The following is a 23399-nucleotide window of genomic DNA, read 5'->3' as shown; positions in this document are numbered from 1 at the left end:
AGAATTATACCTATATGTGTCACTTTGCCCGCATATGTGCTGCTTTTTCATTTTATGTGTCGCTTTCAGACATAAATGTGCCAGAACCAAAATATATGTGCTACTCCTTATTTCCGCGTCTGTTTTAAAATTCAAAGCTTTTCTCTCTAAAGATAACTAGTGCTAAATGTTAGATAAAATCCAAAGTATGCTAGATAAATCGAATAACCTGTTAGATAAATTTACAGTCATGTTAGATAAAACCCATAACCTGTTAAATAACATTCAAAACATGCGAGATAAACCGCCAAGACAGGTATAAGCCGCCCAGATTCTACCGAAGCATGCCAAACCAAAACCTCAGCGCCAGCTGCGGACCCAAAATAAAAAGCCCCTATCAAAGGGCTTACTTTTCAAGAAAATATCTCCGGCATCGTTATTTTCCGCAGTTTCTTTAAATAATAATTATATTTTGGATGACTTGTATCCGTGGCAATTAAATCATTTTCACAATCTGTGCAGATAAAAGAAGTGTATAGATGTATTCCCCTGGTTTTAGCCTGCTCGCATATGACACATTCTTCTCCTGCCTGTTTCTTTGCTAATAGCGAACCCAATCACTCCACCTCCATACCCTTATTCTGCCCAGATTAGTTGTATTGTATACAATTTTTCGAATATTCATTGGCGGGTTTTTCTGAGGTTACTTGATTAATATTGTATGATGGAAATCTAATTTGGGTGTATGTCTATAAAGGATTTCTTTTAAATTTTGCCTGATTCTTCTGGGACTGGCGCAGAGATCGCCCTTATGTAGCAGTTATATACTGGTTTTGTTAAAATAAGAGAAGAATTATAGGAAAGTGATGAAAAGTATGAGCCAGGAAAATACCCCATTATGGGACCAATTACGAAAATATGCTTCCCGCCAGCCGCTATCTTTTCATGTGCCGGGCCATAAAAACGGTTATCTTGCAGACGGTGCGGGAACAGATTATTTTAACCAGATTTTAAAGCTCGATGCAACGGAACTCAGCGGCCTGGATGATCTGCATTCTCCTGAAGGAGTCATCCTCGAGGCACAAGAGCTGCTTGCCGGCCTGTATGGGGTTTCAAAAAGCTTTTTTCTTGTGAACGGATCGACTGCCGGGAATCTTGCCATGGTTCTGTCAGCTGCAGGGGAAAATGAGACGGTGCTAGTCCAGCGGAACTGCCATAAGTCCATCTTAAATGGCATTACTCTGGCTAAGGCAAAGCCTGTCTTTTTGGCACCTGAGTTTAATGCCGAGTGGGGTGTCGCCGGGGGAGTGGCTTTAGAAACGGTTAAAGAGGCGATCAGGCAATATCCCGATGCAAAAGCAATCATCTTAACCTATCCGAATTATTATGGAATGATTAATGATCTTGAAAGCATTATTCAGTGTGCCCATAATTATCGCATTCCAGTGCTGGTGGATGAGGCACATGGGGCACATTTCATAGGCGGAGCCCATTTTCCCAATTCGGCTGTTCAGCTTCAGGCAGATCTCACTGTACAATCAGCACATAAAACGCTGCCTGCTATGACGATGGGGGCTTATCTTCATTTTAATAGCCGTTTTATTAAGGAAGAAAAGGTATCCAAATATCTGGAGATACTTCAATCAAGCAGCCCTTCCTATCCGATTATGGCTTCTCTTGATTTGGCAAGAGCGTATCTATCTTCATTTACGAAAAAGGATGAGGAGGCGCTGCTTGAAAAGGTCGGGCGTTTCAGGAGGAATTTAAACAGGATTAAAGGCATTAAGGTACTGCCATACGATCAATACAACGGTGACCCTTTAAAGGTAACCATCCAGTCGGAAATCTCACTCAGCGGATTTGAACTGCAGACTCTTCTGGAGAAGAGAGGGATTTTTACGGAAATGGCAGATCCCCATAATGTCCTGTTTGTTTTACCTCTCCTAAAGAACGATATGGATTATCCATTTGAACGGGTTATTGAATGTTTGAAAGAGGACTTGAAGTCATTCGGACCGGCAGTCCGCCAGGAAAAAATCACTTTCAGCAAAAAGTCTGTTTCCGGCCTTGCCCTTGAGCAAAAGGAACAGAGCCAGCACACCATTAAAACGGTGGCACTGGAAGAGGCGGCCGGGAAAATATGTGCACAGCAGGTAATTCCGTATCCGCCGGGCATTCCGCTCTTATATCCGGGTGAAATCATTGAGGGTGAGGATATCGCAAACATCAAATTTCAAGTTCAGGCCGGAGCCCGGTTTCAAAATGGGAACAATCTAAAAAAAGGAAGTATTAACATTTATCAGGATCTATAAAAGCAGCTGGAGGAAGTAAAAATGAAAAAAGGGAAATTTATTACAGTCGAGGGACCTGAGGGTGCCGGGAAAACAACAATTATTGATATGCTGGCAAGCAATTTGGCAGAGGAAGGCTATCAGGTTCTACAGACAAGAGAGCCTGGCGGAATTGAGATAGCTGAGCAGATCCGAAGTGTAATTCTCGATAAAAAAAATACAAAGATGGACCCGAGAACAGAGGCTCTTCTGTATGCGGCAGCCAGAAGGCAGCATCTGGCTGAGAAAGTAAAGCCGGCACTGGATAAGGGATACATTATACTATGTGACCGGTTTGTTGATAGCTCTCTTGCCTATCAGGGCTATGCAAGAGGCCTTGGCATTGAAGAGGTCTATTCTATCAACAGCTTTGCGATTGAAGGCATGATGCCTGAACTAACACTGTATTTTGATATTGAACCTGAAGCCGGGCTGGAAAGGATCAACCAGCATAAAGGACGGGAAGTGAACCGCCTGGACCTGGAAAAGCTCGAGTTTCACCATAAAGTGCGAGAGGGCTATCTGAAGCTGATGGAGCTTTACCCAGAGCGCATTTTTAAGATTGATGCCTCAAAGCCACTGGAGGAAGTGTATCAGCAGGCAGAGAGCAAACTGAAAGAACGAATATAAAAATGGGCCTTAAAGATTTGATATCTTTAAGGTTTTTTTACAGACTTTAAAATTATTTTTCCTGTATTCCCTTAATTTCTGCTTGAAGATAAAATAATTGATATAATAAAAGTAAGACAATACGGAAAAAAACTTTGTAAAGGGGATGGACTTATGAAATTAATTCTCGCAGTTATTCAGGATCAGGACAGCAATAAGCTAATGAATGCGCTGGTTGATAATAATTTTCGTGCAACGAAATTGGCCAGTACAGGCGGATTCTTGAAATCAGGGAATACGACGTTCATGATTGGGACAGAGGATATTCGCGTGGAGAGAGCCCTGCAGGTTATTAAGGAAAATTGCAGAGCAAGGGACCAGCTGGTCGCACCGGTTTCGCCGATGGGCGGCAACGCGGATTCTTATGTGCCATACCCTGTGGAAGTAGAAGTTGGCGGTGCGACAGTGTTTGTTCTGCCAGTTGAGCAATTTCATCATTTTTAATTAATACAAAGAGAGCCCTTTGCGGAGGAACAGGTATGAAAATTAATCAGGAACTTCGGCTCAAGATGGAAAATTTTCGCAATGAGCAGAAGCAGTCGGACGGCAACGGCGTTAAATTTTCTGAAATGGTGCAGAAGCAGGACCGGAAGATGCAGGCTTCCCAGCTTCAAGGTCTGTTAAAGGATATAGATGCTGCAGGAGAACGGCTTGCCCGCTCCAGAACCTTTAAGGATTTAGCTAAATTTAAAACACTTGTGAAGCGATTTGTAAAAGAAGCTGTTGATTTTGGAATGGAGATGAAGCAATCTCACAGCTGGAATCAGCATGGACAGGGACGGTCTCTGAAAGTGGTGGAAACGGTTGATGAAAAACTTTCGGAGCTGACAGATGAATTAATGAAAAAAGAAGAATCTACTATTGATATATTAGGGAAAGTCGGAGAGATAAAGGGACTTCTAATAAATTTATATATGTAAGTGAGTGATACTTGTGGGAAAAACGTGGGAACAGCTGGAGGCCGTACAGCCAGTTGTATTAAAAATGTTTAAAAATAGCATAGTGAAGGATCGGCTGGCCCACGCCTACTTATTTGAAGGAATGAAAGGCACAGGAAAGCGGGAAGCTAGCATGCTTTTGGCCAAAAGCCGATTCTGCCATGAGCCGCTTGAAGGGTATGTTCCATGTGAAACATGTTCAAACTGCAAAAGGATAAACAGCGGAAATCATCCGGATGTTCATATTCTGGAGCCGGATGGGCTTTCTATCAAAAAAAATCAGATTCAAAGCCTTCAGGAAGAGTTTTCAAAGACCGGGGTCGAATCCAAGCGGAAACTTTATGTGATTGTTCATGCTGACAAAATGACAGTGAACGCTGCCAACAGTCTGCTTAAATTTCTGGAGGAACCCCATTCAGAGACGACCGCTGTGCTAATTACCGAGCAGTCACAGCAGATCCTTCCTACTATTCTATCCCGCTGCCAGGCCATTTCTTTTAAACCATTATCTCCTGCTGAAATGATCCAGCAATTAAAAAATAATGGAGTGGATCCTGCCCAGGCACCATTACTTGCACAAATTACCAATAATTTGGATGAAGCTTTGCAATATAGTTCTGATGATTGGTTTGTACAAGCACAAAAAATAGTGTTAAAATTATATGAAGTGGTAAGAAAAAATCCGCTTGAGGCCATGGTTGCCCTGCAGGAGGATTGGTTCTTGCACTTTAAAGAAAAAGAGCAGATTGATCGCGGCTTGGATCTATTACTTCTTATTTTTAAAGATTTACTATATATTCAGCTTGGAAAACAAGACCAAGTTGTCCATCTGAACGAACGAAATCGTTTAGAGCAGTTTGCGCTGCAATCTTCAGCTAAGCGCCTGACGGAACAGATGACGGCTGTTTTGGAAGCAAAAAGAAAATTGCAGGCAAATATGAATCCGCAGCTGTTGATGGAACAGCTTGTGCTAAAATTGCAGGAGGGATCTTCCTTTGTATGATGTAGTAGGAGTGCGCTTTAAAAAAGCGGGCAAGATTTATTATTTTGATCCCGGAGATCTCTCAATACAAAAGGATGACTTTGTCATTGTCGAAACTGTCCGAGGCGTTGAATACGGAAAAGTGGTAATTGCCCCGAAGCAGGTCGATGAGCATGATGTTGTCCTTCCATTAAAAAAGGTTCTTCGTATTGCAGATCAAAAGGATCGCATGATTGTTGAGGAGAACAAGCAGGCCGCCAAGGAAGCATACGAGGTATGCTGTGAAAAGGTACAAACACATCAGCTTGATATGAAGCTGGTCGATGTTGAATATACATTTGACCGAAATAAGGTCATTTTCTACTTTACGGCTGATGGCAGGGTGGACTTCCGCGAGCTTGTCAAAGATCTTGCTGCCATCTTCCGTACCAGGATTGAACTTCGCCAGATTGGTGTGAGGGATGAAGCAAAGATGCTGGGCGGAATTGGCCCATGCGGAAGAATGCTATGCTGTTCCACCTTCCTGGGTGATTTTGATCCTGTATCCATTAAAATGGCAAAGGATCAGAATCTATCGCTGAACCCAACGAAAATCTCGGGTTTATGCGGCCGCTTAATGTGCTGCCTGAAATATGAAAATGATGAGTATGAAGCAGCGAAAGAAATGCTTCCGGATCTTGGAGAATGGATTCAGACTCCGGATGGAGCCGGAAAAGTGGTAGGCTTAAATATATTGGAGCGTGTGCTGCAGGTTGATGTAAAAGAAGCCGAGCGCGTCCTCGAATATACACTGGATGAAATTTTAAAACAAGGTGCTGTATCAGTTCAGTCCACAGATTAAGAGGTGGAAGCCGTGGATAAAAAAGAAATCTTTGACTCAGTGAGTAATATGGAAACCCAAATTGGAGAGTTATATCAGCAGCTTGGTGAGTTAAAGCAGCATTTGGCAGAAATACTTGAAGAGAATAACTCTTTGAAGCTGGAAAATGAACATTTAAGACGTCATTTAGACATACCTGCGGAAAAGGAAAGCAAATCGGTGAAAAAAGGCAAATCAGAGCAGTCGGCCGATGCTGCAGATGATGATAAAGTAATTGATATAGGCGAAGGCTATGATAACCTGGCCCGCCTCTATCAGGAAGGCTTTCACATTTGCAATCTCCATTTCGGAAGCCCGCGTAAAGAGGGCGATTGTCTGTTTTGCCTGTCTTTCCTTAATAAGAAGTAACCTTTTAGCCTTCCTATGATAGGAAGGCTATTTTTCCATAAAAACAAAGAAAAGAAGCATGGAGGATCAAGAATGGATTTTTTAAAAGAAGGGGAGCGGCTGGACTACTTGCTGGCTGAAGATATGAGGATCATTCAAAGCCCGGCCGTTTTTTCTTTTTCACTGGATGCTGTCCTGCTGGCCCGGTTTGTGTATGTGCCGATCCAAAAAGGCAATCTCATTGATTTGTGCAGCGGAAATGGCGTGATTCCGCTTTTCTTAAGCACAAGAACAAAAGGGGCTATTACAGGCGTCGAAATTCAGGTGCGTCTGCATGATATGGCAGTCAGAAGCATTGCATACAATAAGCTTCAAGACCGGATTAAGATGATTCATGGGGATATTAAAGAGATCCATCAGGTATTAGGTTATGGAAAATACGATGTTGTGACCTGCAACCCGCCATATTTCCCCACTCCTTCTAAGGAAGAAATCAATGAGAATGAGCATTTGGCCATTGCCCGCCATGAAATTCTCTGTACACTTGAAGATGCGGTGAAAGCGTCAAGCGGGCTTGCGAGACAGGGAGGCAAGGTGGCATTTGTGCACAGGCCTGGCAGGCTCCTGGACATTGTCACGCTCATGCGGAAATATAAGCTTGAGCCAAAAAGGGTGCAATTTGTCTACCCGAAGGCTGGAAAAGAAGCGAATACCCTGCTGATTGAGGGAGTCAAAAACGGCAATCCGGATTTGAAAATCCTGCCTCCTTTATATGTATATAATGAAGAAAATGAATACACACCTGAAATGAGAGAGATTTTATATGGAGAATAGCCATTTTTTTTACGTTCTCCATTGCCGTGATGGCAGCTTATATGCCGGCTATACCAATGATCTTGAAAAACGGGTGAAGGCCCATAATGAAGGAAAAGGGGCCAAGTATACCAGAGGAAGAGGACCGGTTGAGCTAGTCTTCTCCCGTTCTTTTTCAGATAAGAGCGAAGCGATGAGGGCGGAATATGAATTCAAGCAATGGTCCCGCAAAAAGAAGGACGAGTTTTTAAAGCAGCACAATATTTCAATTTAATCATTTGAAAACTGTCTAGCGCCGAGCATCCTCGTCTCGAGGTCTTTAGCCGATAGCGGGTGCGCTGCGCTTTTCAAGAAAGAGACGGGTGGTACATATGTGGCAGCAAAAAAGCTTTGAGCATGAAGAAACAAAAGGAATTCTATACTTAGTCCCGACTCCGATCGGGAATCTGGAAGACATGAGTTTCCGGGCTGTCAGAATCCTGAAAGAAGCGGACTTTATAGCAGCTGAGGATACGCGAAATACCAAAAAGCTATGCAATCATTTTGAGATTGCCACACCGATCATCAGCTATCATGAACATAATAAGGAAATCAGCGGTCAGAAGTTGCTTGATAAAGTGGCCAATGGTGCAAAAATTGCTCTTGTCAGTGATGCAGGAATGCCTGCAATTTCAGACCCGGGTTATGATCTTGTAACAGCCGCTGCTGAAGAAAAGCTGACTGTGGTGCCCCTTCCCGGTGCGAATGCTGCTTTAACCGGCCTGATTGCATCCGGCATCAATACCCAGCCCTTTTATTTCTATGGATTTTTGAACAGGCAGAAGAAACTCAAGAAACAGGAGCTGGAGGATCTCTCCAGACTGTCGGCAACCATTATTTTATATGAAGCTCCCCACCGCCTGAAGGAAACCCTCTCGCTGATGTCTGTAATTATGGGCAACAGAAATATTGCGCTATGCCGCGAACTGACCAAGAGATATGAGGAGTTTATCAGGGGTACTGTAGAAGAAGTGATAGAATGGGCTTCAAGCGGCGAAGTAAGAGGAGAATTTGTGATTATTATTGAAGGGACTTCCGAGACACGGCAGAATGCAGAAGAAACAGCCTGGTGGGAGGATCTTTCGATTGAGGATCATGTCAGACATTATATAGAAGAAACTGGTCTCCCGAGCAAGGATGCCATTAAGCAAACGGCAAAAGATCGGGGATTAAGTAAGCGGGATGTTTATCATGCTTATCATATTGAAGAATAAAAAAAGCTTCTCACACAAGTGAGAAGCTTTTTTTATTATTTTACAAGTTCAAACGTGTTTTGAATTTCTTTTAATAGCTGTTCTGCACCGTCACGACTTAAAATTAGCTTGCCGTTAGCAAGTGAGATGTTTTCATCAGATACTTCCCCTGTAACCTGGCAAGTCATGTTAGGCTTGTACTTTTTAAGGATGATTCTTTCGTCGTCTACGTAGATTTCCAAAGCATCCTTTTCAGCGATTCCAAGTGTGCGTCTTAGTTCAATAGGGATTACTACGCGGCCAAGCTCATCAACTTTACGAACAATACCTGTCGATTTCATAATTAAATTCTCCTCTCAAATCTCCAATAATATTTTTCTCTATCTATATCGTTTCGTCATTATTCGACAAAATCTTTGTTACAATTATAATACCAGCCATTCCCATATACGTCAATTACTTTATTTTGGAATGAAATAGTAAATTTTAGGATGTTTAATGAAGCGTTGATAGAACTACGATTATCGAAATAAAAGTAATTTTTTACGGGTAAATGGAAAAGAGATGCCAAAAATAAAATGTATAAATGATATTCGACATTTCGACAAAATTCTACAAAAATCTTGCTTTTACAATAATAATATTCGAAAGGCAGTTTCCTTTTTTAGGGATAGAAAATAAAAAAATTTTATTTGAAAAAAATCCTGCTGTTCCTATCTGCCTATTGGTTGCACAATTTCAAGTTTTTAGGTATATTTTGATGGTATAAGAGGTTATGCTGACGAATATAACTTCTTGTAAAATATCGATATAGCAGGCCCAGTAACGGCAAGATTTTCTGATTAAAACTCTCGTCCAAATGGGGCGGGATTTTTTTACAGAGATAAGAAAGTAAAAATTAAAATTCGATAACTGTCTAGCGCAAGCAGCCTACCCCCTCGAGGTCACAAGCCAAGCCTTCCAAAAAGGTAAAGATTTACCTTCTGTGAAGTCCGTTTTGTGCTTGAGGCCCCCGGGATGGGGGTCATGCAGATGATGCCGCAGGATGTGGTGTTCTCAGTCTGTGCTACTTCGGGGGGAGGGCTCCTGCGCTTTTTTAGTATTCATTGTGAGACAGCAAAAAGCATAGCTGCATATAGATATGCACTGATGTTTTCATTAAATGAGGGAGGGAATCTTGTGGAGGACAAATTAAAGACGTTTTATTTAACCACTCCAATTTATTATCCTAGCGGAAATTTACATATAGGGCATGCCTATACAACAGTGGCCGGTGATGCAATGGCCCGCTACAAGCGCATGCGCGGCTTTGATGTTATGTATCTGACAGGAACGGATGAACATGGACAGAAGATCCAGGAGAAGGCAGAAGAAAAAGGGGTAACACCTCAGCAGTACGTAGATGAAATTGTTGCCGGCATTCAGGATCTTTGGAAAAAGCTTGATATCTCTTATGATGACTTTATCCGCACGACACAGGACAGGCATAAGCAGATCGTCGAAAAAATCTTTGCTCAGCTTGTAGAACAGGGCGATATCTATCTTGGTGAATATGAAGGCTGGTACTGTACTCCATGCGAGTCTTATTATACAGAACGCCAGCTTGCTGATGGCAACTGCCCTGACTGCGGACGCCCTGTTCATAAAGTGAAGGAAGAATCCTATTTCTTTAAGGTAAGCAAATACGCTGACAGACTTCTGCAGTATTATGAAGAGAATCCAGCTTTCATACAGCCTGAATCACGCAAAAATGAAATGATCAATAACTTCATTAAACCGGGACTTGAGGATTTGGCGGTATCCAGGACAACTTTCGACTGGGGCGTAAAAGTGCCAAATAATCCAAAGCATGTGGTGTATGTCTGGATTGATGCTTTATCAAATTACATTACAGCGCTTGGCTATGGAACCGAAGATGATTCCAAGTATCTGAACTACTGGCCTGCAGATGTTCACCTGGTAGGAAAAGAAATTGTTCGCTTCCATACGATTTACTGGCCTATCATGCTGATGGCTTTGGATCTGCCTCTTCCGAAAAAGGTATTTGCGCACGGCTGGCTTTTGATGAAGGACGGCAAAATGTCCAAGTCAAAGGGAAATGTAGTGGATCCTGTTACCCTAATTGACCGTTATGGCCTGGATGCACTGCGTTATTACCTTCTTCGCGAAGTGCCATTTGGTGCGGACGGAGTCTTTACACCGGAAGGATTTGTGGAACGAATCAACTTTGATCTAGCTAACGATTTAGGCAATCTGTTAAACCGCACTATTGCGATGGTGAATAAATACTTTGACGGTGTTATTCCGGTATATGCAGGTTCAGAAGGCGAGTTCGACCAGCAGCTGCTCCAAATGAACCGTGAAACGGTTTCCAAGTACGAGGAAGCGATGGAAAAAATGGAGTTCTCTGTTGCCTTGTCTGCTGTATGGCAGCTTGTCAGCAGAACGAATAAATATATAGATGAAACACAGCCTTGGACTTTAGCTAAAGAGGAAGAAAAAAGAGAAGAGCTTGCAAGTGTAATGGTTCATCTGGCGGAATCCCTGCGCAGAATCGCAGTGCTTCTGCAGCCATTCCTGACGCGTACGCCGAAGGAAATCTTCAAACAGCTGAATGTAAATGAGGAAGCCTTAACATCCTGGGAAAGCCTTGAGACATTCGGCCTGATTCCTGAGGGCACAAAGGTATTAAAGGGAGAACCGATTTTCCCTCGCCTGGATATTACGGAAGAAGTTGAGTTCATTAAAACAAAAATGCAGGGATCTGCTGCTCCTAAAGAAGAAGCGAAGCCCGAAGCAAAAGAAGAGGAAAAGCCGGATAGTGAGGAAATCTCAATCGATGACTTTATGAAGGTCGATTTAAGAGTGGCTCAGGTTATCGAGGCAGAACCTGTGAAAAAAGCTGATAAGCTTCTGAAATTACAGCTGGATCTTGGCTATGAAAAGCGCCAGGTCGTTTCGGGAATTGCTAAATTCTACAAACCGGAAGAACTGGTAGGCAGAAAAGTTATCTGTGTAACCAATTTAAAGCCTGTTAAACTTCGCGGCGAGCTTTCAGAAGGAATGATTTTAGCAGGAGGTAAAGACGGTGAGCTGTCACTTGCCACAATCGCTGAATCTCTTCCATTAGGTGCAAGGGTAAAATAATATTATTTGTTTTTCCTGTTAAACATAAAAACATAGAAGTGTTAAGCGTATAACGTAAGCATTTCTATGTTTTTTATTTTTGGAAAAAATTATTGTCAGAAAGTAATTTCTGGTGGGATTATGAAATTGGAACCACATTTCCAGTAAAGTGATTTTGTTACATCACTGACATAATAGTAATAGAAAAATAATATGAAGAAAAAGGAGTTTTTTGATGTTTTTCGACACACACGCACACCTTAATGCCGAACAATATAACGAAGATTTACAAGAGGTAATCGACAGGGCCCTGAGTGAGGGTATTTCCAACATAGTGGTTGTGGGATTTGACCGTCCAACGATAGAAAAAGCGATGGAGCTGACTGAGAAATACGATTTTATCTATGCAAGTGTCGGATGGCACCCGGTTGATGCCATCGATATGACTGAAGAAGATTTGCTATGGATTGAGAAGCTTTCCAGTCATCCAAAAGTGGTCGCACTGGGAGAAATGGGCCTGGATTATTATTGGGACAAGTCCCCGAAGGATATTCAGCAGGAAGTCTTCCGGAAGCAGATCCGTCTGGCGAAGAAAGTTAAGCTTCCCATCGTCATCCATAACCGTGATGCCACAGCCGATATAGTCGAAATCCTTAAGGAAGAAGGAGCAGGAGAAGTAGGCGGAATTATGCATTGTTTCAGCGGCAGCCCGGAGATTGCCCAGGAGTGTGTGGATATGAATTTTTATATTTCCCTGGGCGGTCCGGTGACCTTCAAAAACGCAAAAAAACCAAAGGAAGTAGCCGATATTATTCCGCTTGAAAAGCTGCTGATTGAAACAGACTGCCCATACCTTACCCCTCATCCACACAGAGGAAAACGGAATGAACCCAGTTATGTCAAATTGGTAGCAGAGCAGATTGCAGAAATAAAAGGACTTACAACAGAGGAAGTTGCACAGGCAACCACAGAAAATGCAAAAAAATTATTCGGCATAAACTGATAGCTCAATTTGTCGAAGTCTGTAGGAGCTTGTCCAAATTTTTTCTGATTCTAAAAAGTTCTACACGTCTCCTTCCTCTCATAGGATAACCATGTCGATAAGTCTCTCTTTTCTTTCATCTTGTTTTTTTGCATAATAGGAAATATGTTTACGAGAGAGCTTGCCAAAAGGTGCTGTTCTGGCACCCTGTTGATCGAGCGGAGGGCGTTTGATGACAGTCGGGGAGAATGAAAGATGGAGGGCCGGAAGCCTGAAGTCCTGAATAATGTTCTGAAATTGTTCCCGATTGCCGAGCGCCTGGTCAGCAGAATACAAAGGATTTCCAGATGAGTGAAAAACTCCAAAATCAAAAAAAGAAGGATTTTTCTCATGGATGTGGAAAGTATAAATCCAAGGCAAGCATGACCGAAAACAGGACATTTGCAAGATTGCATGCATAGAAGGGAACTATCATTCATACATAGAGATAGAGTGCAGTTCTGAGAATACAGGCAAAAATGCCCAATGCCTGCATTCTTCCAGCCTTTCGGAAGCTGGAAAATTGAAAGAGTTGACAGTCGGCTAGATACTCTATATAATCACTCCGAGAGAAAAGGAGGCGTTTTTCATCGTGATTCAAAACATGAAAAACCTGTTATCCAAGTCTTTGAGTAAAAAGAAATTGGCCATTTTTTCTGCTAGTTTAGTAGTTTTTGCTGCTGCCTGCGGTTTCATTGCATATGAGACGACAAAGAAAACAGTAGCATTGACAATAGAAGGCCAAGAGAAAGTCATCAAAACGCATGCAACAACAGTTCAAGATATATTCGATGATCTAGATATTTCACTCCGCTCAGAAGATTATGTGTTTCCCTCGGTAAACACAGAGGTTAAGGACAATACAGAAATTGTCTATGAACCGGCTAAACAGGTGAAAGTAGTAACAGATAACGGGAAGAAAACGATTTGGACGGCTGCAAAGACGGTCGGAGACGTTTTAAAAGAACAGGATATTACGCTGACTGAACATGACAAGGTTCAGCCAAAGCCAGAAGAACCCATTAAAAGCAACCTGGAAATTCAAGTAGAGAAGGCTTTCGCTTTAACGCTGAATAATGGCGGCAAAGAGAAGCAGGTTTGGTCAACTTCGACTACGGTCGCTGACTTTTTATCACAGCAGGGAATCAAGCTTAATGATTTAGACCGTGTTGAACCAAAGTTGGAAGAGACAGTCAAAGCCAATGACGAAATAAAAGTCATTCGAGTTGAAAAAGTCACCGATGTAGTGGAAGAACCAATTAATTTCGCAGTTGTGACAAAGAAGGATACTAGTTTGGCAAAAGGCACTGAAAAAGTAATGAATGCTGGAAAAGAAGGCCTTAAGACGAAAAAGTTTGAGGTTGTCATGGAGAATGGCAAGGAAATTTCCAGAAAGCTGATCAGTGAAAAGCAAGTGAAAGAGAAGCAGGATAAAGTCGTTGCTGTTGGAACAAAGGTGGCTGCGGCAACACAGGTGGTTTCCCGCGGAACGAGCAGCGAGGCAAGCGGCAAAGAAATATATGTATCATCTACAGCCTATACGGCCAATTGCAGCGGATGCACAGGCAAAACGGCTACCGGTATGGATCTGCGCGCCAATCCGGGTGCTAAGGTCATAGCGGTTGATCCAAGTGTCATTCCTCTTGGAACGAAAGTCTATGTAGATGGCTATGGCTATGCTGTTGCAGCTGATACTGGCGGCGCGATTAAAGGAAACAAAATCGACGTATTCTTCTCATCCAAATCAGAAGCTTACAAGTGGGGAAGAAAAACGGTAAAAATTAAAATACTGAATTAAATTTTTTATGATGCAGGGGGCTCCCCCTGCATTTTTTATTTCATTGGAGAGAAGGTTAATGGATAACATTTTTTCATTTTGAAGCTGGTTCATATATAATAAGAACTATTCTTTATAAATATATTCTTTTTACATCTATTTAGACGAATTACATTACAGAAATGTTTCAAGTTTTTTTCATTTTATTGTTTTTTTTTAAAAACAAGCAGTTCTTAATTCGAACATTGATAACAGTCTAGCGCAAAGAGCCTGTCCTTCGAGCATTCATGGGCAGGCGGAGACTTTCGCTTTTCTTAGGAGGAACCATGAAAATCAAGGAAATTATCGTTGTAGAAGGCAAGGATGATACAGCGGCGATTAAAAGGGCGCTGGATGCCGATACAATTGAAACGAATGGATCTGCCATAAATGAGGCAACCATTGAAAAAATAAAGCTTGCCCAGAAGACAAGAGGGGTCATCGTATTTACAGATCCGGACTTTCCCGGCCAAAAAATCAGGAATACGATTACCAATGAAGTCCCGGAATGCAAGCATGCTTTTATAGAAAAAGCGGATGCCCTCCACAAGCATGGCAGAGGAGTGGGCGTTGAGCATGCATCGCCTGAAATGATCCGCCAGGCATTAAAGGACGCCCAGGTTATGAAGGAAACCTATGAAGAAACCATTACCCAGGAAGACCTGGTCACTGCTGGCCTGATTGGCGGGGAAGGTGCCAAGGAAAGAAGAGAAAAGCTTGGCAGACTGCTAAAAATCGGCTACACAAATGGCAAGCAGCTTCATAAGCGCTTAATGATGTTTCAAATTTGCCGGAAGGATTTTGCAGAGGCAATCGAAACTATTCGCAAGGAGGAACAAAATGCATAAAGATATTGCAACGCCAGCCAGAACACGTGCGATTTTGGATAAATACGGTTTTTCTTTTAAGAAAAGCCTGGGACAGAACTTTTTGATCGATACGAATATTCTCCGGAGGATTGTCGATCATGCTGAATTAACGGAGGAGTCGGGCGCCATCGAAATCGGACCGGGGATTGGGGCATTAACTGAACAGCTGGCCCGGAGAAGCAAGAAGGTGCTTGCTTTTGAAATCGACCAGCGGCTGCTTCCTATTTTAGAGGAAACTTTATCGCCATATCCCCATGTCTCCATCATCAATGAAGATGTATTGAAGGCAGATGTTAAGACAGCGATTGAACAGAAGTTCGAAGGGGTTGACGATATTATGGTTGTCGCCAATCTTCCATATTATGTTACAACGCCGATTATCATGAAGCTGCTCGAGGACAAGCTTCCGATCAGGGGCATCGTCTGTATGCTCCAAAAAGAGGTGGCAGACAGAATTTCGGCCCGTCCAGGCACGAAAGAGTACGGCTCCCTTTCCATCGCTGTCCAGTACTATACAGAGGCTGAAACAGCCATGATCGTGCCGAAGACAGTCTTTGTGCCGCAGCCGAATGTTGATTCTGCCGTCATTAAACTGACAAAGCGCAAAGAGCCAGCAGTGGCGGTTAAAAGTGAATCCTTCTTTTTCAAGGTCACAAAAGCAAGCTTTGCCCAAAGGCGAAAGACACTGCTGAATAACTTAACGAGCCAGCTTCCTGAAGGAAAGCAGAAAAAGGAAAAAATCCTCTCTGCTCTCGAACAAGCTGCTATCGAGCCGGGCAGAAGAGGAGAAACACTTTCCATCGAAGAATTTGCCCGTTTGAGCGATGCCCTGCTGCCACACTTTTCATAATTGATCAGGCCTGCTGACTAACCAGCAGGCTTTTTTTCGTTCAAAAGCCTTCTTCCCCATTCGCCTTTTCTACGCACATGTTCATAGTCAAATGCATAATTTATGACATAAATAATAAATCACAAACAAGTGCTTAGATGCAGCCCGCGTTTACCTCGGGAAATTGGAGTGACGACATTGACTATAAATACGATGGATATCGTCGGAAGAATTTCGTATCATTGTGATATTTTATTCCGCGTGATTGATATTAAAGAACAGGGCGGCAAAAGGTTTGCCATTTTATTCGGAGAGGATATCCGTCTAGTTGCGGATGCTCCCTGTGAGGACTTAATCGTCATTAACCAGGCGCAGCGGATGAAGTTCGAGCAGGAGTTCAGGTCACTTGAGGAACAGTCCTTCCAGCTATTCAGGCAGGATGTGGCTCTCTTAAGGGAGAAGCAGGAGTATGAAGTAACAGACGGCTACAGCAAGACACTTAACTATTTTCAAATACCAGGCAGGGTGCTTCACTTGGATGGTGATCCATCCTATTTGAAAAAATGCTTGAGTGTGTATGAAAAAATAGGCATACCTGTAACAGGCATACATTGCAATGAAAAGGAAATGCCGATGAAAATCGGACAGCTCATCGATCATTACAGGCCGGATATCCTCGTTATAACCGGTCATGATGCTTATTCAAAGGCCAAGGGGAAAAAATCTGACATCAATGCTTACAGGCACTCCAGAGAATTTGTCCAGGCGGTAAGGGAAGCGCGCAAAAAAGTTCCGCACCTTGATCAGCTTGTTATTTTTGCAGGAGCATGCCAGTCACATTTCGAATCACTCATCCATGCTGGAGCTAATTTTGCCAGTTCTCCTTCCAGAGTGAATATTCATGCCCTTGATCCTGTATACATTGTTGCGAAAGTCAGCCTTACTCCATTTATGGAAAGAATCAATTTATGGGATATCTTAAGAAATACACTAACAGGTGAAAAGGGGCTTGGAGGCATTGAAACACGGGGAGTACTTAGAACTGGTATGCCATACAATGACGAAGATTTAAACGAATCATAATCAGCGGGCCGTTTGCAAGATATAGCGGCTTGTTTTTTTATGTTTGTTTTTAATAAGAACTTAAGCATTTTTCGAGAAATTTCGCGCAGGGGCATTCGTCTATTTCCCAGGTAATGAACGGCATGCTGATAAGCTTTCTAAAAACTATACATAATCTTTTCCAATTAGGGCAATCCTAAAATTGTTGAAAATTAGAAGAAAAAGTAGAACAAAACATATTGACATTTAATTTTAAACACTGTTATAATTTATATTTTTGTTTGACAGTCTAGTGTCAGTGTGATATACTTAACATAGTGAGGTGGACCGAATGGCAAAAACATTATCAGATATTAAAAAAGCTCTTGATTCAAATCTTGGGAAGAGGCTCCTGCTAAAAGCCAATGGCGGGCGCAGAAAGACCATCGAACGCTCAGGAGTTCTGGCAGAAACGTATCCTTCTGTATTTGTGATTGAGTTAGATCAGGATGAAAATGCATTTGAACGGGTATCTTACAGCTATGCGGATGTTTTAACAGAAACGGTTCAAATTACATTCTATGAAGATACATCAGGACAGGTTGCTTTAAGCTAATATATATATGACAGCGGGCGGTGAACAAATTGTTTACTGCTTTTTGTTTGCCTTTTTCATGAATAACAGTACCCTTTCACATACTATACATACCGCAGTGCGAAAGGGGATGTTAATGTTGGGCAGAAGACGCGGCGTTATGTCAGATGGTTTAAAAGAGGAAATTGCGAAAGAGCTTGGCTTTTATGATGTGGTCCAAAAGGAAGGCTGGGGCGGCATCCGTGCGAAAGATGCCGGCAATATGGTTAAGCGGGCCATCGAAATCGCACAGCAGAACCTTCTTAACAAATAGCATTCGCACACTAGTTCTGAGCATTAATATGCACTGCGTCTGCCGAGGCTTATGCCTCGGCTTTTTTTCTGTTCAATAGCGATTCCCTCTATATTCCAAGCCGCCTGGGCTTTTATGTTTATTTTGTGGTAAAATAGGACAAAAAATGGAGACGCTCTATAAGAAAAGCTTTAAGCCTCCGCTTATTGCCGGGTAAAATGAAGTCAATACTGAATGAAGGTATGGCTTTCCCTTCGAAATGAACCGGCAGGGCAAAGCGCTTCGCTTGTGGAGCTGGACAGGAGTCCGATTTAAAGGAAAGAAGTAGGTGGAAATGTTGAAGGTCATGGTGAAGGCGCCTGCTAAAATCAATTTGTCATTGGATGTTTTACATAAACGGAAAGATGGCTATCATGAAGTGGAAATGATAATGACAACGATTGATTTGGCTGACCGCCTGGAATTAACACTTTTAGATAAAGACGAGATCAGAATTATCTCTCATAACCGTTTTGTTCCGGATGATCAGCGGAATTTGGCATATCAGGCTGCACACCTTCTTAAAGAACGGTTTCAAGTAAAAAAAGGTGTAGCCATTACAATAGAAAAAATGATTCCGGTTGCGGCTGGACTTGCCGGCGGCAGCAGTGATGCAGCAGCGGCTCTCAGAGGGCTTAACAAGCTGTGGGGGCTGGGGCTTTCATTAGATGAGCTTGCTGAAATAGGGACGGAAATCGGTTCTGATGTTTCTTTTTGCGTATACGGAGGCACTGCATTAGCTACTGGGCGTGGAGAGAAAATTCAGGAGCTTCCTGCGCCTCCAACCTGCTGGGTCATACTTGCTAAGCCGTTCATCGGCGTATCGACAGCGGATGTATACAGGAGACTGGATGTAGAGCAGGTGCAGCATCCAAATACAAAAGGAATGGTTGAAGCAATCAAATGGGGCTGCTATGAGGATGTCTGCCGGAACATGGGCAATGTTCTCGAGGATGTCACACTGAGTATGCACCCTGAGGTCCTGCAAATAAAAGATCAGATGAAACGATTTGGTGCAGATGCTGTCCTGATGAGCGGCAGCGGTCCAACTGTGTTTGGGCTTGTGCATCATGATTCAAGAATGCATCGGATCTATAATGGCCTTAGAGGGTTTTGTGACCAGGTTTTTGCAGTCAGAATGCTCGGAGAAAGACATAAGCTTGATTAAATCCGTATGTTAATGGTATATTATCGTTAAAACATTCGGATTTAAATGGGGGTTCCACAAATGAAATTTCGCAGAAGCGAACGGTTGATAGATATGACCAATTATTTATTGAACCATCCGCGTCAGCTGGTATCCTTAACTTTCTTTTCAGAAAGGTATGGTTCCGCCAAGTCTTCGATCAGTGAAGATCTCGCCATTATCAAAGAAACTTTTGAGCAAAGAGGAATAGGTACACTGCAGACCGTTTCCGGAGCAGCAGGCGGCGTCAAGTTCCATGTTAAAGTACCTGATGATGAAGCCCGGCCATTTGTAGAGGAGCTTTGCTGCTTGATTGCCAGCCCGGAAAGGCTTCTTCCCGGGGGCTATCTCTATATGACTGACATTCTCGGTGATCCTTTAATTGTCCAGCGTGCAGGACGGCTTTTTGCCTCAGCCTTTGCGGATAAGCCCGTTGATGTGGTTATGACGGTAGCTACAAAAGGAATACCGCTTGCTTATGCTGCCGCCAATTACCTCAATGTGCCCGTTGTGATCGTAAGACGTGACAGCAAGGTGACAGAAGGATCCACGGTAAGCATTAACTATGTGTCAGGATCTGCTAAGAGGATTCAAACCATGGTACTTTCGAAAAGAAGCCTGGCAGAGGGTTCCAATGTCTTAATCATTGACGATTTCATGAAAGCCGGCGGAACGGTTAATGGCATGGTCAGCATGCTGGAAGAATTCAAGGCAAACCTTGCGGGCATTGCAGTCCTGGTTGAGGCAGAAAAGGCAGAAGAACGGCTGGTTGATGAGTACCTTTCTCTAGTGCGTCTATCTGATGTGGATGTAAGGGAAAAGAAAATCAATGTAAGTGAAGGCAACTATTTTAAAAAATAATCATATTTTTTAGGGGGAGAATTCATGAAAGTCATTCAAACGAATCAGGCACCGGCAGCAATTGGACCCTATTCTCAGGGGATTATAGTAAATAACCTATTCTATAGCTCAGGGCAAATTCCGCTTACAGCTGAAGGCGTTTTGGTGGATGGGGATGTAAAAGAGCAGACGCATCAGGTATTTAAAAACCTTCAAGCAGTGCTTGAAGAAGCTGGCGCGTCATTAGATACCGTGGTAAAAGCGACAGTATTTATTAAGGACATGAACGAATTTGCAGCTATTAATGAAGTGTATGGGGAATACTTCAGCACCCACAAGCCTGCGCGCTCCTGTGTGGAAGTGGCACGCCTGCCAAAGGATGTCCTAGTGGAAATTGAAGTTGTAGCTCTTGTAAAATAAATAACCGCAATTCACTCGCTCGTTCATATGACGGGCGTTTTTTTATTTGAAAAAACCTTTGAACAAAATATTCAAAAAATATTTTTTATTAAAGAAGGAGATTAAGGAAATATGTTGAATTTATACAATTAGGATTATATCTTCTCGAAAAGGTGGTGAACAGGATGGAAGTGACAGACGTAAGATTACGCCGCGTTAATACGGATGGACGAATGAGGGCAATTGCATCTATTACGCTTGATCATGAATTTGTTGTTCATGATATTCGTGTGATTGATGGAAATAATGGCTTATTTGTAGCCATGCCGAGCAAACGTACTCCGGATGGGGAGTTTAGAGATATCGCGCACCCAATCAATTCAGGAACGCGCGGTAAAATCCAGGAGGCTGTTTTAGCCGAGTACCACCGCTTAGGTGAATTAGAAGTTGAATTTGAAGAAGCCGGTGCTTCCTAAGAAAATAAATCAACAAGGGCCTACTTCATAAGTAAGGCTCTTTTTTATTTCAGCTGTTAAAAACTAGCTCTAAGCCCCCTATTGAAGGCGGTGCTTAGGGCTTTTTCTTTCTTCCTCCTTACCCTTTCTCTAAAAATAGTAAACCAATATTTAAATAAATACCGTTTAAGGTAATGACAAATATATGTACTTTATCATCAATTCTTGAAATAAGAGCCCATTTAAGATATATTCGTTATGGATAAAAAGGTTAAATTGGAGGCCTGTAAATGTCTAATCGATACGCGGTTATTTTAGCCGCAGGCCAGGGGACAAGAATGAAGTCAAAGCTTTACAAAGTCCTTCACCCTGTATGCGGCAAACCGATGGTTCAACATGTAGTTGATCAAGTTACAAAGCTTAACATAAAGGAAATTGTCACAATTACTGGACACGGAGCGGAAATGGTAGAGCAGCAGCTTGGCTCAAGCAGCAAATATGCTCTTCAAGAGGAGCAGCTTGGCACTGCTCATGCCGTTATGCAGGCACGTGAAATGCTTGAAGGCAAAGAGGGTGTCACGATCGTAGTCTGCGGAGATACACCGCTCATCAGGCATGAAACAATGGAAGCGCTTTTCAAGCATCATGAAGAGCTTTCTGCCAAAGCGACTATTTTAACAGCTCATGCGGAAAATCCATTCGGATATGGACGCGTGATCCGCAATGACATGGGGATGGTTGAAAAAATCGTTGAACAGAAAGATGCTTCCGAGGAAGAACGCAAGATAAAAGAAATTAATACTGGAACGTATTGCTTTGATAATAAAGCATTATTCGAAGCCTTGAACAAAGTAACAAATGATAATGTGCAGGGCGAGTATTACCTTCCTGATGTAATTGAGATCCTGAAAAATGAAGGGGAGGTCGTTACAGCTTACCAGACGGCTGATTTCGGCGAAACTCTGGGTGTCAATGACCGGGTAGCCCTATCTCAGGCAGAATCATTCATGAAACAGCGGATAAATGAAGAACATATGCGTAACGGCGTGACCATTATTGATCCATCCAACACATATATTGGTTCGGATGTGAAAATTGGTTCAGATACAGTTCTTTACCCTGGAACCATCATTTCCGGAAATACCATCATCGGTGCTGAATGTGTGATCGGACCTCATACGGAGATTTCTGATTGCCATATTGGGGAAGGTACAGTGATCCGCCAATCTGCAGCACATGACAGCCATATCGGTTCAAAAGTGAACATTGGCCCGTTTGCTCACATTCGTCCGCAATCAGATATTCATGATGAAGTGAAAATCGGCAACTTTGTTGAAGTGAAGAAATCTGTTTTCGGAAAAGGAAGCAAAGCCTCTCACTTGAGCTATATTGGCGATGCAGAAGTAGGCAAAGGTGTTAACCTGGGCTGCGGCTCAATCACAGTTAATTATGACGGCAAAAATAAGTACCTGACTAAAATCGAAGATGGTGTATTCATTGGATGCAACTCCAATCTCGTGGCACCGGTAACGATTGGGGAAGGTGCATATGTGGCAGCAGGCTCAACGATTACTGAAGATGTGCCGGGAGAAGCTCTTTCCATTGCCCGCGCACGCCAGGTGAACAAAGAAAACTACACGCACAAATTAAACATTAAGAAATAAACCGAACTTTCTATTTGTAAGAAATAAATCGATGGAGGCCCAAAATGTCAAACCAGTATTTAGATCCAAATTTAAAGGTGTTCAGTTTAAATTCAAACCGCAGGCTAGCTGCTGAAATCGCCAATGTGATTGGTGTGGAGCTTGGTAAGTGTTCCGTAACGCGCTTCAGCGACGGCGAAATCCAAATTAACATTGAAGAAAGCATCCGCGGATGCGATGTGTATGTGATTCAGTCAACAAGCTCACCTGTTAATGAGCATTTAATGGAGCTTTTGATCATGATCGATGCTCTTAAGCGTGCATCTGCCAAGACGATCAACATCGTAATGCCTTACTATGGCTATGCCCGTCAGGACCGCAAAGCAAGAGCGCGTGAGCCGATTACTGCTAAGCTTGCAGCAAACCTTTTGGAAACTGCTGGTGCAACCCGTGTGATAACACTTGACCTGCATGCGCCGCAAATTCAAGGATTCTTTGATATTCCTATTGATCATTTAATGGGTGTGCCAATCCTTTCTGATTACTTCAAGAACAAACTCACTGACAGCGACATCGTAATCGTGTCACCGGACCATGGCGGCGTAACACGTGCGCGTAAAATGGCTGATCGCTTAAAAGCGCCGATTGCCATCATTGACAAACGCCGTCCAAGACCAAATGTGGCTGAAGTTATGAACATTGTAGGAAACATCGATGGAAAAACGGCCATCTTAATCGACGATATTATTGATACTGCAGGAACTATTACATTAGCAGCAAATGCCCTGATTGAAAACGGTGCATCAGAAGTTTATGCATGCTGTACACACCCGGTTCTATCAGGACCTGCCATCGAAAGAATTGAAAACTCAACTATTAAAGAATTGGTTATAACAAACTCCATTTCTCTTCCGGAAGAAAAGAAAACAGACAAGATTGTCGAACTATCGGTTGCACCGCTAATCGGTGAAGCGATTATCCGGGTTCATGAAGAGCAATCTGTCAGCACATTGTTTGATTGATCGGCAATAAAATAACTGTCCAGGCTTGCTGCAAAGCAAGCCTGATTTGCTTTTTCTTTCTAAAAAAAATAATAAG

Annotated in this window: 26 protein-coding genes; 24 read left to right on the top strand and 2 right to left on the bottom strand. The window is 42.7% G+C overall.

The annotated features are described in order from the left end of the window. Positions 1-392: 392 nt before the first annotated feature. Positions 393-596: a sigma factor G inhibitor Gin gene (locus AC6CHU_RS21770; protein ID WP_159869916.1), complete on the bottom strand. Its 204-nt coding sequence runs from the start codon at positions 594-596 to the stop codon at positions 393-395. Positions 597-854: 258 nt separating this feature from the next. On the opposite strand from AC6CHU_RS21770, the gene AC6CHU_RS21765 reads away from it, so the two are divergent. The 10 genes from AC6CHU_RS21765 to rsmI all read left to right on the top strand — a co-directional run bounded on the left by AC6CHU_RS21765 (position 855) and on the right by rsmI (position 8171). Next, entirely contained in the window at positions 855-2291 is a 1437-nt protein-coding gene (locus AC6CHU_RS21765) for an aminotransferase class I/II-fold pyridoxal phosphate-dependent enzyme (protein WP_498122776.1), read from the top strand. Positions 2292-2312: 21 nt separating this feature from the next. Beyond that, positions 2313-2939: a dTMP kinase gene (gene tmk / locus AC6CHU_RS21760; protein WP_159869921.1), complete on the top strand. Its 627-nt coding sequence runs from the start codon at positions 2313-2315 to the stop codon at positions 2937-2939. A 153-nt stretch (positions 2940-3092) separates the two neighbouring features. Further along, complete coding sequence (darA, locus tag AC6CHU_RS21755) at positions 3093-3422, top strand: cyclic di-AMP receptor DarA (protein ID WP_159869924.1); 330 nt, start codon at positions 3093-3095, stop codon at positions 3420-3422. 35 nt (positions 3423-3457) lie between these two features. Further along, positions 3458-3898, top strand: a complete 441-nt coding sequence (locus AC6CHU_RS21750; RefSeq protein WP_159869927.1) for a YaaR family protein — start codon at positions 3458-3460, stop codon at positions 3896-3898. 13 nt (positions 3899-3911) lie between these two features. Further along, a complete protein-coding gene (holB, locus tag AC6CHU_RS21745; protein ID WP_498122774.1) occupies positions 3912-4919 on the top strand; it encodes a DNA polymerase III subunit delta' in 1008 nt (335 codons plus the stop codon). Beyond that, positions 4912-5739: a PSP1 domain-containing protein gene (locus AC6CHU_RS21740; RefSeq protein WP_035332950.1), complete on the top strand. Its 828-nt coding sequence runs from the start codon at positions 4912-4914 to the stop codon at positions 5737-5739. Before holB ends, AC6CHU_RS21740 begins: the two co-directional genes overlap by 8 nt. 12 nt (positions 5740-5751) lie before the next feature. After that, complete coding sequence (gene yabA / locus AC6CHU_RS21735; RefSeq protein ID WP_159869933.1) at positions 5752-6126, top strand: DNA replication initiation control protein YabA; 375 nt, start codon at positions 5752-5754, stop codon at positions 6124-6126. 72 nt (positions 6127-6198) lie between these two features. Next, positions 6199-6939: a tRNA1(Val) (adenine(37)-N6)-methyltransferase gene (locus AC6CHU_RS21730; protein WP_159869936.1), complete on the top strand. Its 741-nt coding sequence runs from the start codon at positions 6199-6201 to the stop codon at positions 6937-6939. Continuing rightward, the gene (locus tag AC6CHU_RS21725) at positions 6929-7192 is read left to right on the top strand and encodes a GIY-YIG nuclease family protein (RefSeq protein ID WP_159869939.1); all 264 of its coding nucleotides are present in this window, start codon (positions 6929-6931) and stop codon (positions 7190-7192) included. Before AC6CHU_RS21730 ends, AC6CHU_RS21725 begins: the two co-directional genes overlap by 11 nt. Before the next feature lie 97 nt (positions 7193-7289). Then, positions 7290-8171 (top strand): 16S rRNA (cytidine(1402)-2'-O)-methyltransferase, encoded by an 882-nt coding sequence (gene rsmI / locus AC6CHU_RS21720; protein WP_498122771.1) that lies wholly within the window; start codon positions 7290-7292, stop codon positions 8169-8171. 35 nt (positions 8172-8206) lie between these two features. Here rsmI and abrB read toward each other — a convergent pair whose 3' ends face one another. After that, entirely contained in the window at positions 8207-8491 is a 285-nt protein-coding gene (abrB, locus tag AC6CHU_RS21715) for a transition state genes transcriptional regulator AbrB (RefSeq protein WP_144546004.1), read from the bottom strand. An 838-nt stretch (positions 8492-9329) separates the two neighbouring features. On the opposite strand from abrB, the gene metG reads away from it, so the two are divergent. The 14 genes from metG (at position 9330) to AC6CHU_RS21645 (ending at position 23323) form a co-directional block, all read left to right on the top strand. Continuing rightward, the gene (gene metG, locus AC6CHU_RS21710; RefSeq protein ID WP_498122770.1) at positions 9330-11297 is read left to right on the top strand and encodes a methionine--tRNA ligase; all 1968 of its coding nucleotides are present in this window, start codon (positions 9330-9332) and stop codon (positions 11295-11297) included. 214 nt (positions 11298-11511) lie between these two features. Next, positions 11512-12279 (top strand): TatD family hydrolase, encoded by a 768-nt coding sequence (locus AC6CHU_RS21705; RefSeq protein ID WP_251284673.1) that lies wholly within the window; start codon positions 11512-11514, stop codon positions 12277-12279. Between the two features lie 622 nt (positions 12280-12901). Continuing rightward, positions 12902-14095 carry a G5 and 3D domain-containing protein gene (locus AC6CHU_RS21700; protein ID WP_159870041.1) on the top strand — a complete coding sequence of 398 codons (1194 nt, stop codon included), beginning with the start codon at positions 12902-12904 and terminating at the stop codon, positions 14093-14095. A gap of 305 nt (positions 14096-14400) precedes the next feature. Beyond that, complete coding sequence (gene rnmV, locus AC6CHU_RS21695) at positions 14401-14961, top strand: ribonuclease M5 (RefSeq protein WP_498122768.1); 561 nt, start codon at positions 14401-14403, stop codon at positions 14959-14961. Further along, positions 14954-15832: a 16S rRNA (adenine(1518)-N(6)/adenine(1519)-N(6))-dimethyltransferase RsmA gene (gene rsmA, locus AC6CHU_RS21690; protein ID WP_159869954.1), complete on the top strand. Its 879-nt coding sequence runs from the start codon at positions 14954-14956 to the stop codon at positions 15830-15832. The genes rnmV and rsmA overlap by 8 nt, the downstream gene beginning before the upstream one ends. A 177-nt stretch (positions 15833-16009) precedes the next feature. Continuing rightward, entirely contained in the window at positions 16010-16894 is an 885-nt protein-coding gene (gene yabG, locus AC6CHU_RS21685) for a sporulation peptidase YabG (protein ID WP_159869957.1), read from the top strand. Between the two features lie 310 nt (positions 16895-17204). Next, positions 17205-17468, top strand: a complete 264-nt coding sequence (gene veg, locus AC6CHU_RS21680) for a biofilm formation stimulator Veg (RefSeq protein ID WP_009336667.1) — start codon at positions 17205-17207, stop codon at positions 17466-17468. A 118-nt stretch (positions 17469-17586) separates the two neighbouring features. Continuing rightward, entirely contained in the window at positions 17587-17760 is a 174-nt protein-coding gene (locus tag AC6CHU_RS21675; protein ID WP_026041722.1) for a small, acid-soluble spore protein, alpha/beta type, read from the top strand. 316 nt (positions 17761-18076) lie between these two features. Continuing rightward, entirely contained in the window at positions 18077-18946 is an 870-nt protein-coding gene (ispE, locus tag AC6CHU_RS21670) for a 4-(cytidine 5'-diphospho)-2-C-methyl-D-erythritol kinase (RefSeq protein ID WP_095246042.1), read from the top strand. Between the two features lie 60 nt (positions 18947-19006). Then, positions 19007-19825: a pur operon repressor gene (gene purR, locus AC6CHU_RS21665; RefSeq protein WP_498122767.1), complete on the top strand. Its 819-nt coding sequence runs from the start codon at positions 19007-19009 to the stop codon at positions 19823-19825. 24 nt (positions 19826-19849) lie between these two features. After that, the gene (locus AC6CHU_RS21660; protein WP_095246044.1) at positions 19850-20224 is read left to right on the top strand and encodes a RidA family protein; all 375 of its coding nucleotides are present in this window, start codon (positions 19850-19852) and stop codon (positions 20222-20224) included. Positions 20225-20388: 164 nt separating this feature from the next. Next, complete coding sequence (gene spoVG, locus AC6CHU_RS21655) at positions 20389-20679, top strand: septation regulator SpoVG (protein WP_009336662.1); 291 nt, start codon at positions 20389-20391, stop codon at positions 20677-20679. A gap of 269 nt (positions 20680-20948) precedes the next feature. After that, positions 20949-22322, top strand: a complete 1374-nt coding sequence (gene glmU, locus AC6CHU_RS21650) for a bifunctional UDP-N-acetylglucosamine diphosphorylase/glucosamine-1-phosphate N-acetyltransferase GlmU (protein WP_095246045.1) — start codon at positions 20949-20951, stop codon at positions 22320-22322. Positions 22323-22366: 44 nt separating this feature from the next. Next, positions 22367-23323 (top strand): ribose-phosphate diphosphokinase, encoded by a 957-nt coding sequence (locus tag AC6CHU_RS21645; RefSeq protein ID WP_095246046.1) that lies wholly within the window; start codon positions 22367-22369, stop codon positions 23321-23323. Positions 23324-23399 lie beyond the last annotated feature (76 nt).

The organism is Cytobacillus sp. GQ23 (assembly GCF_059758675.1).
Note: the sequence above shows the minus strand (reverse complement) of the source record. Positions and strands in the feature narration are given on the sequence as shown.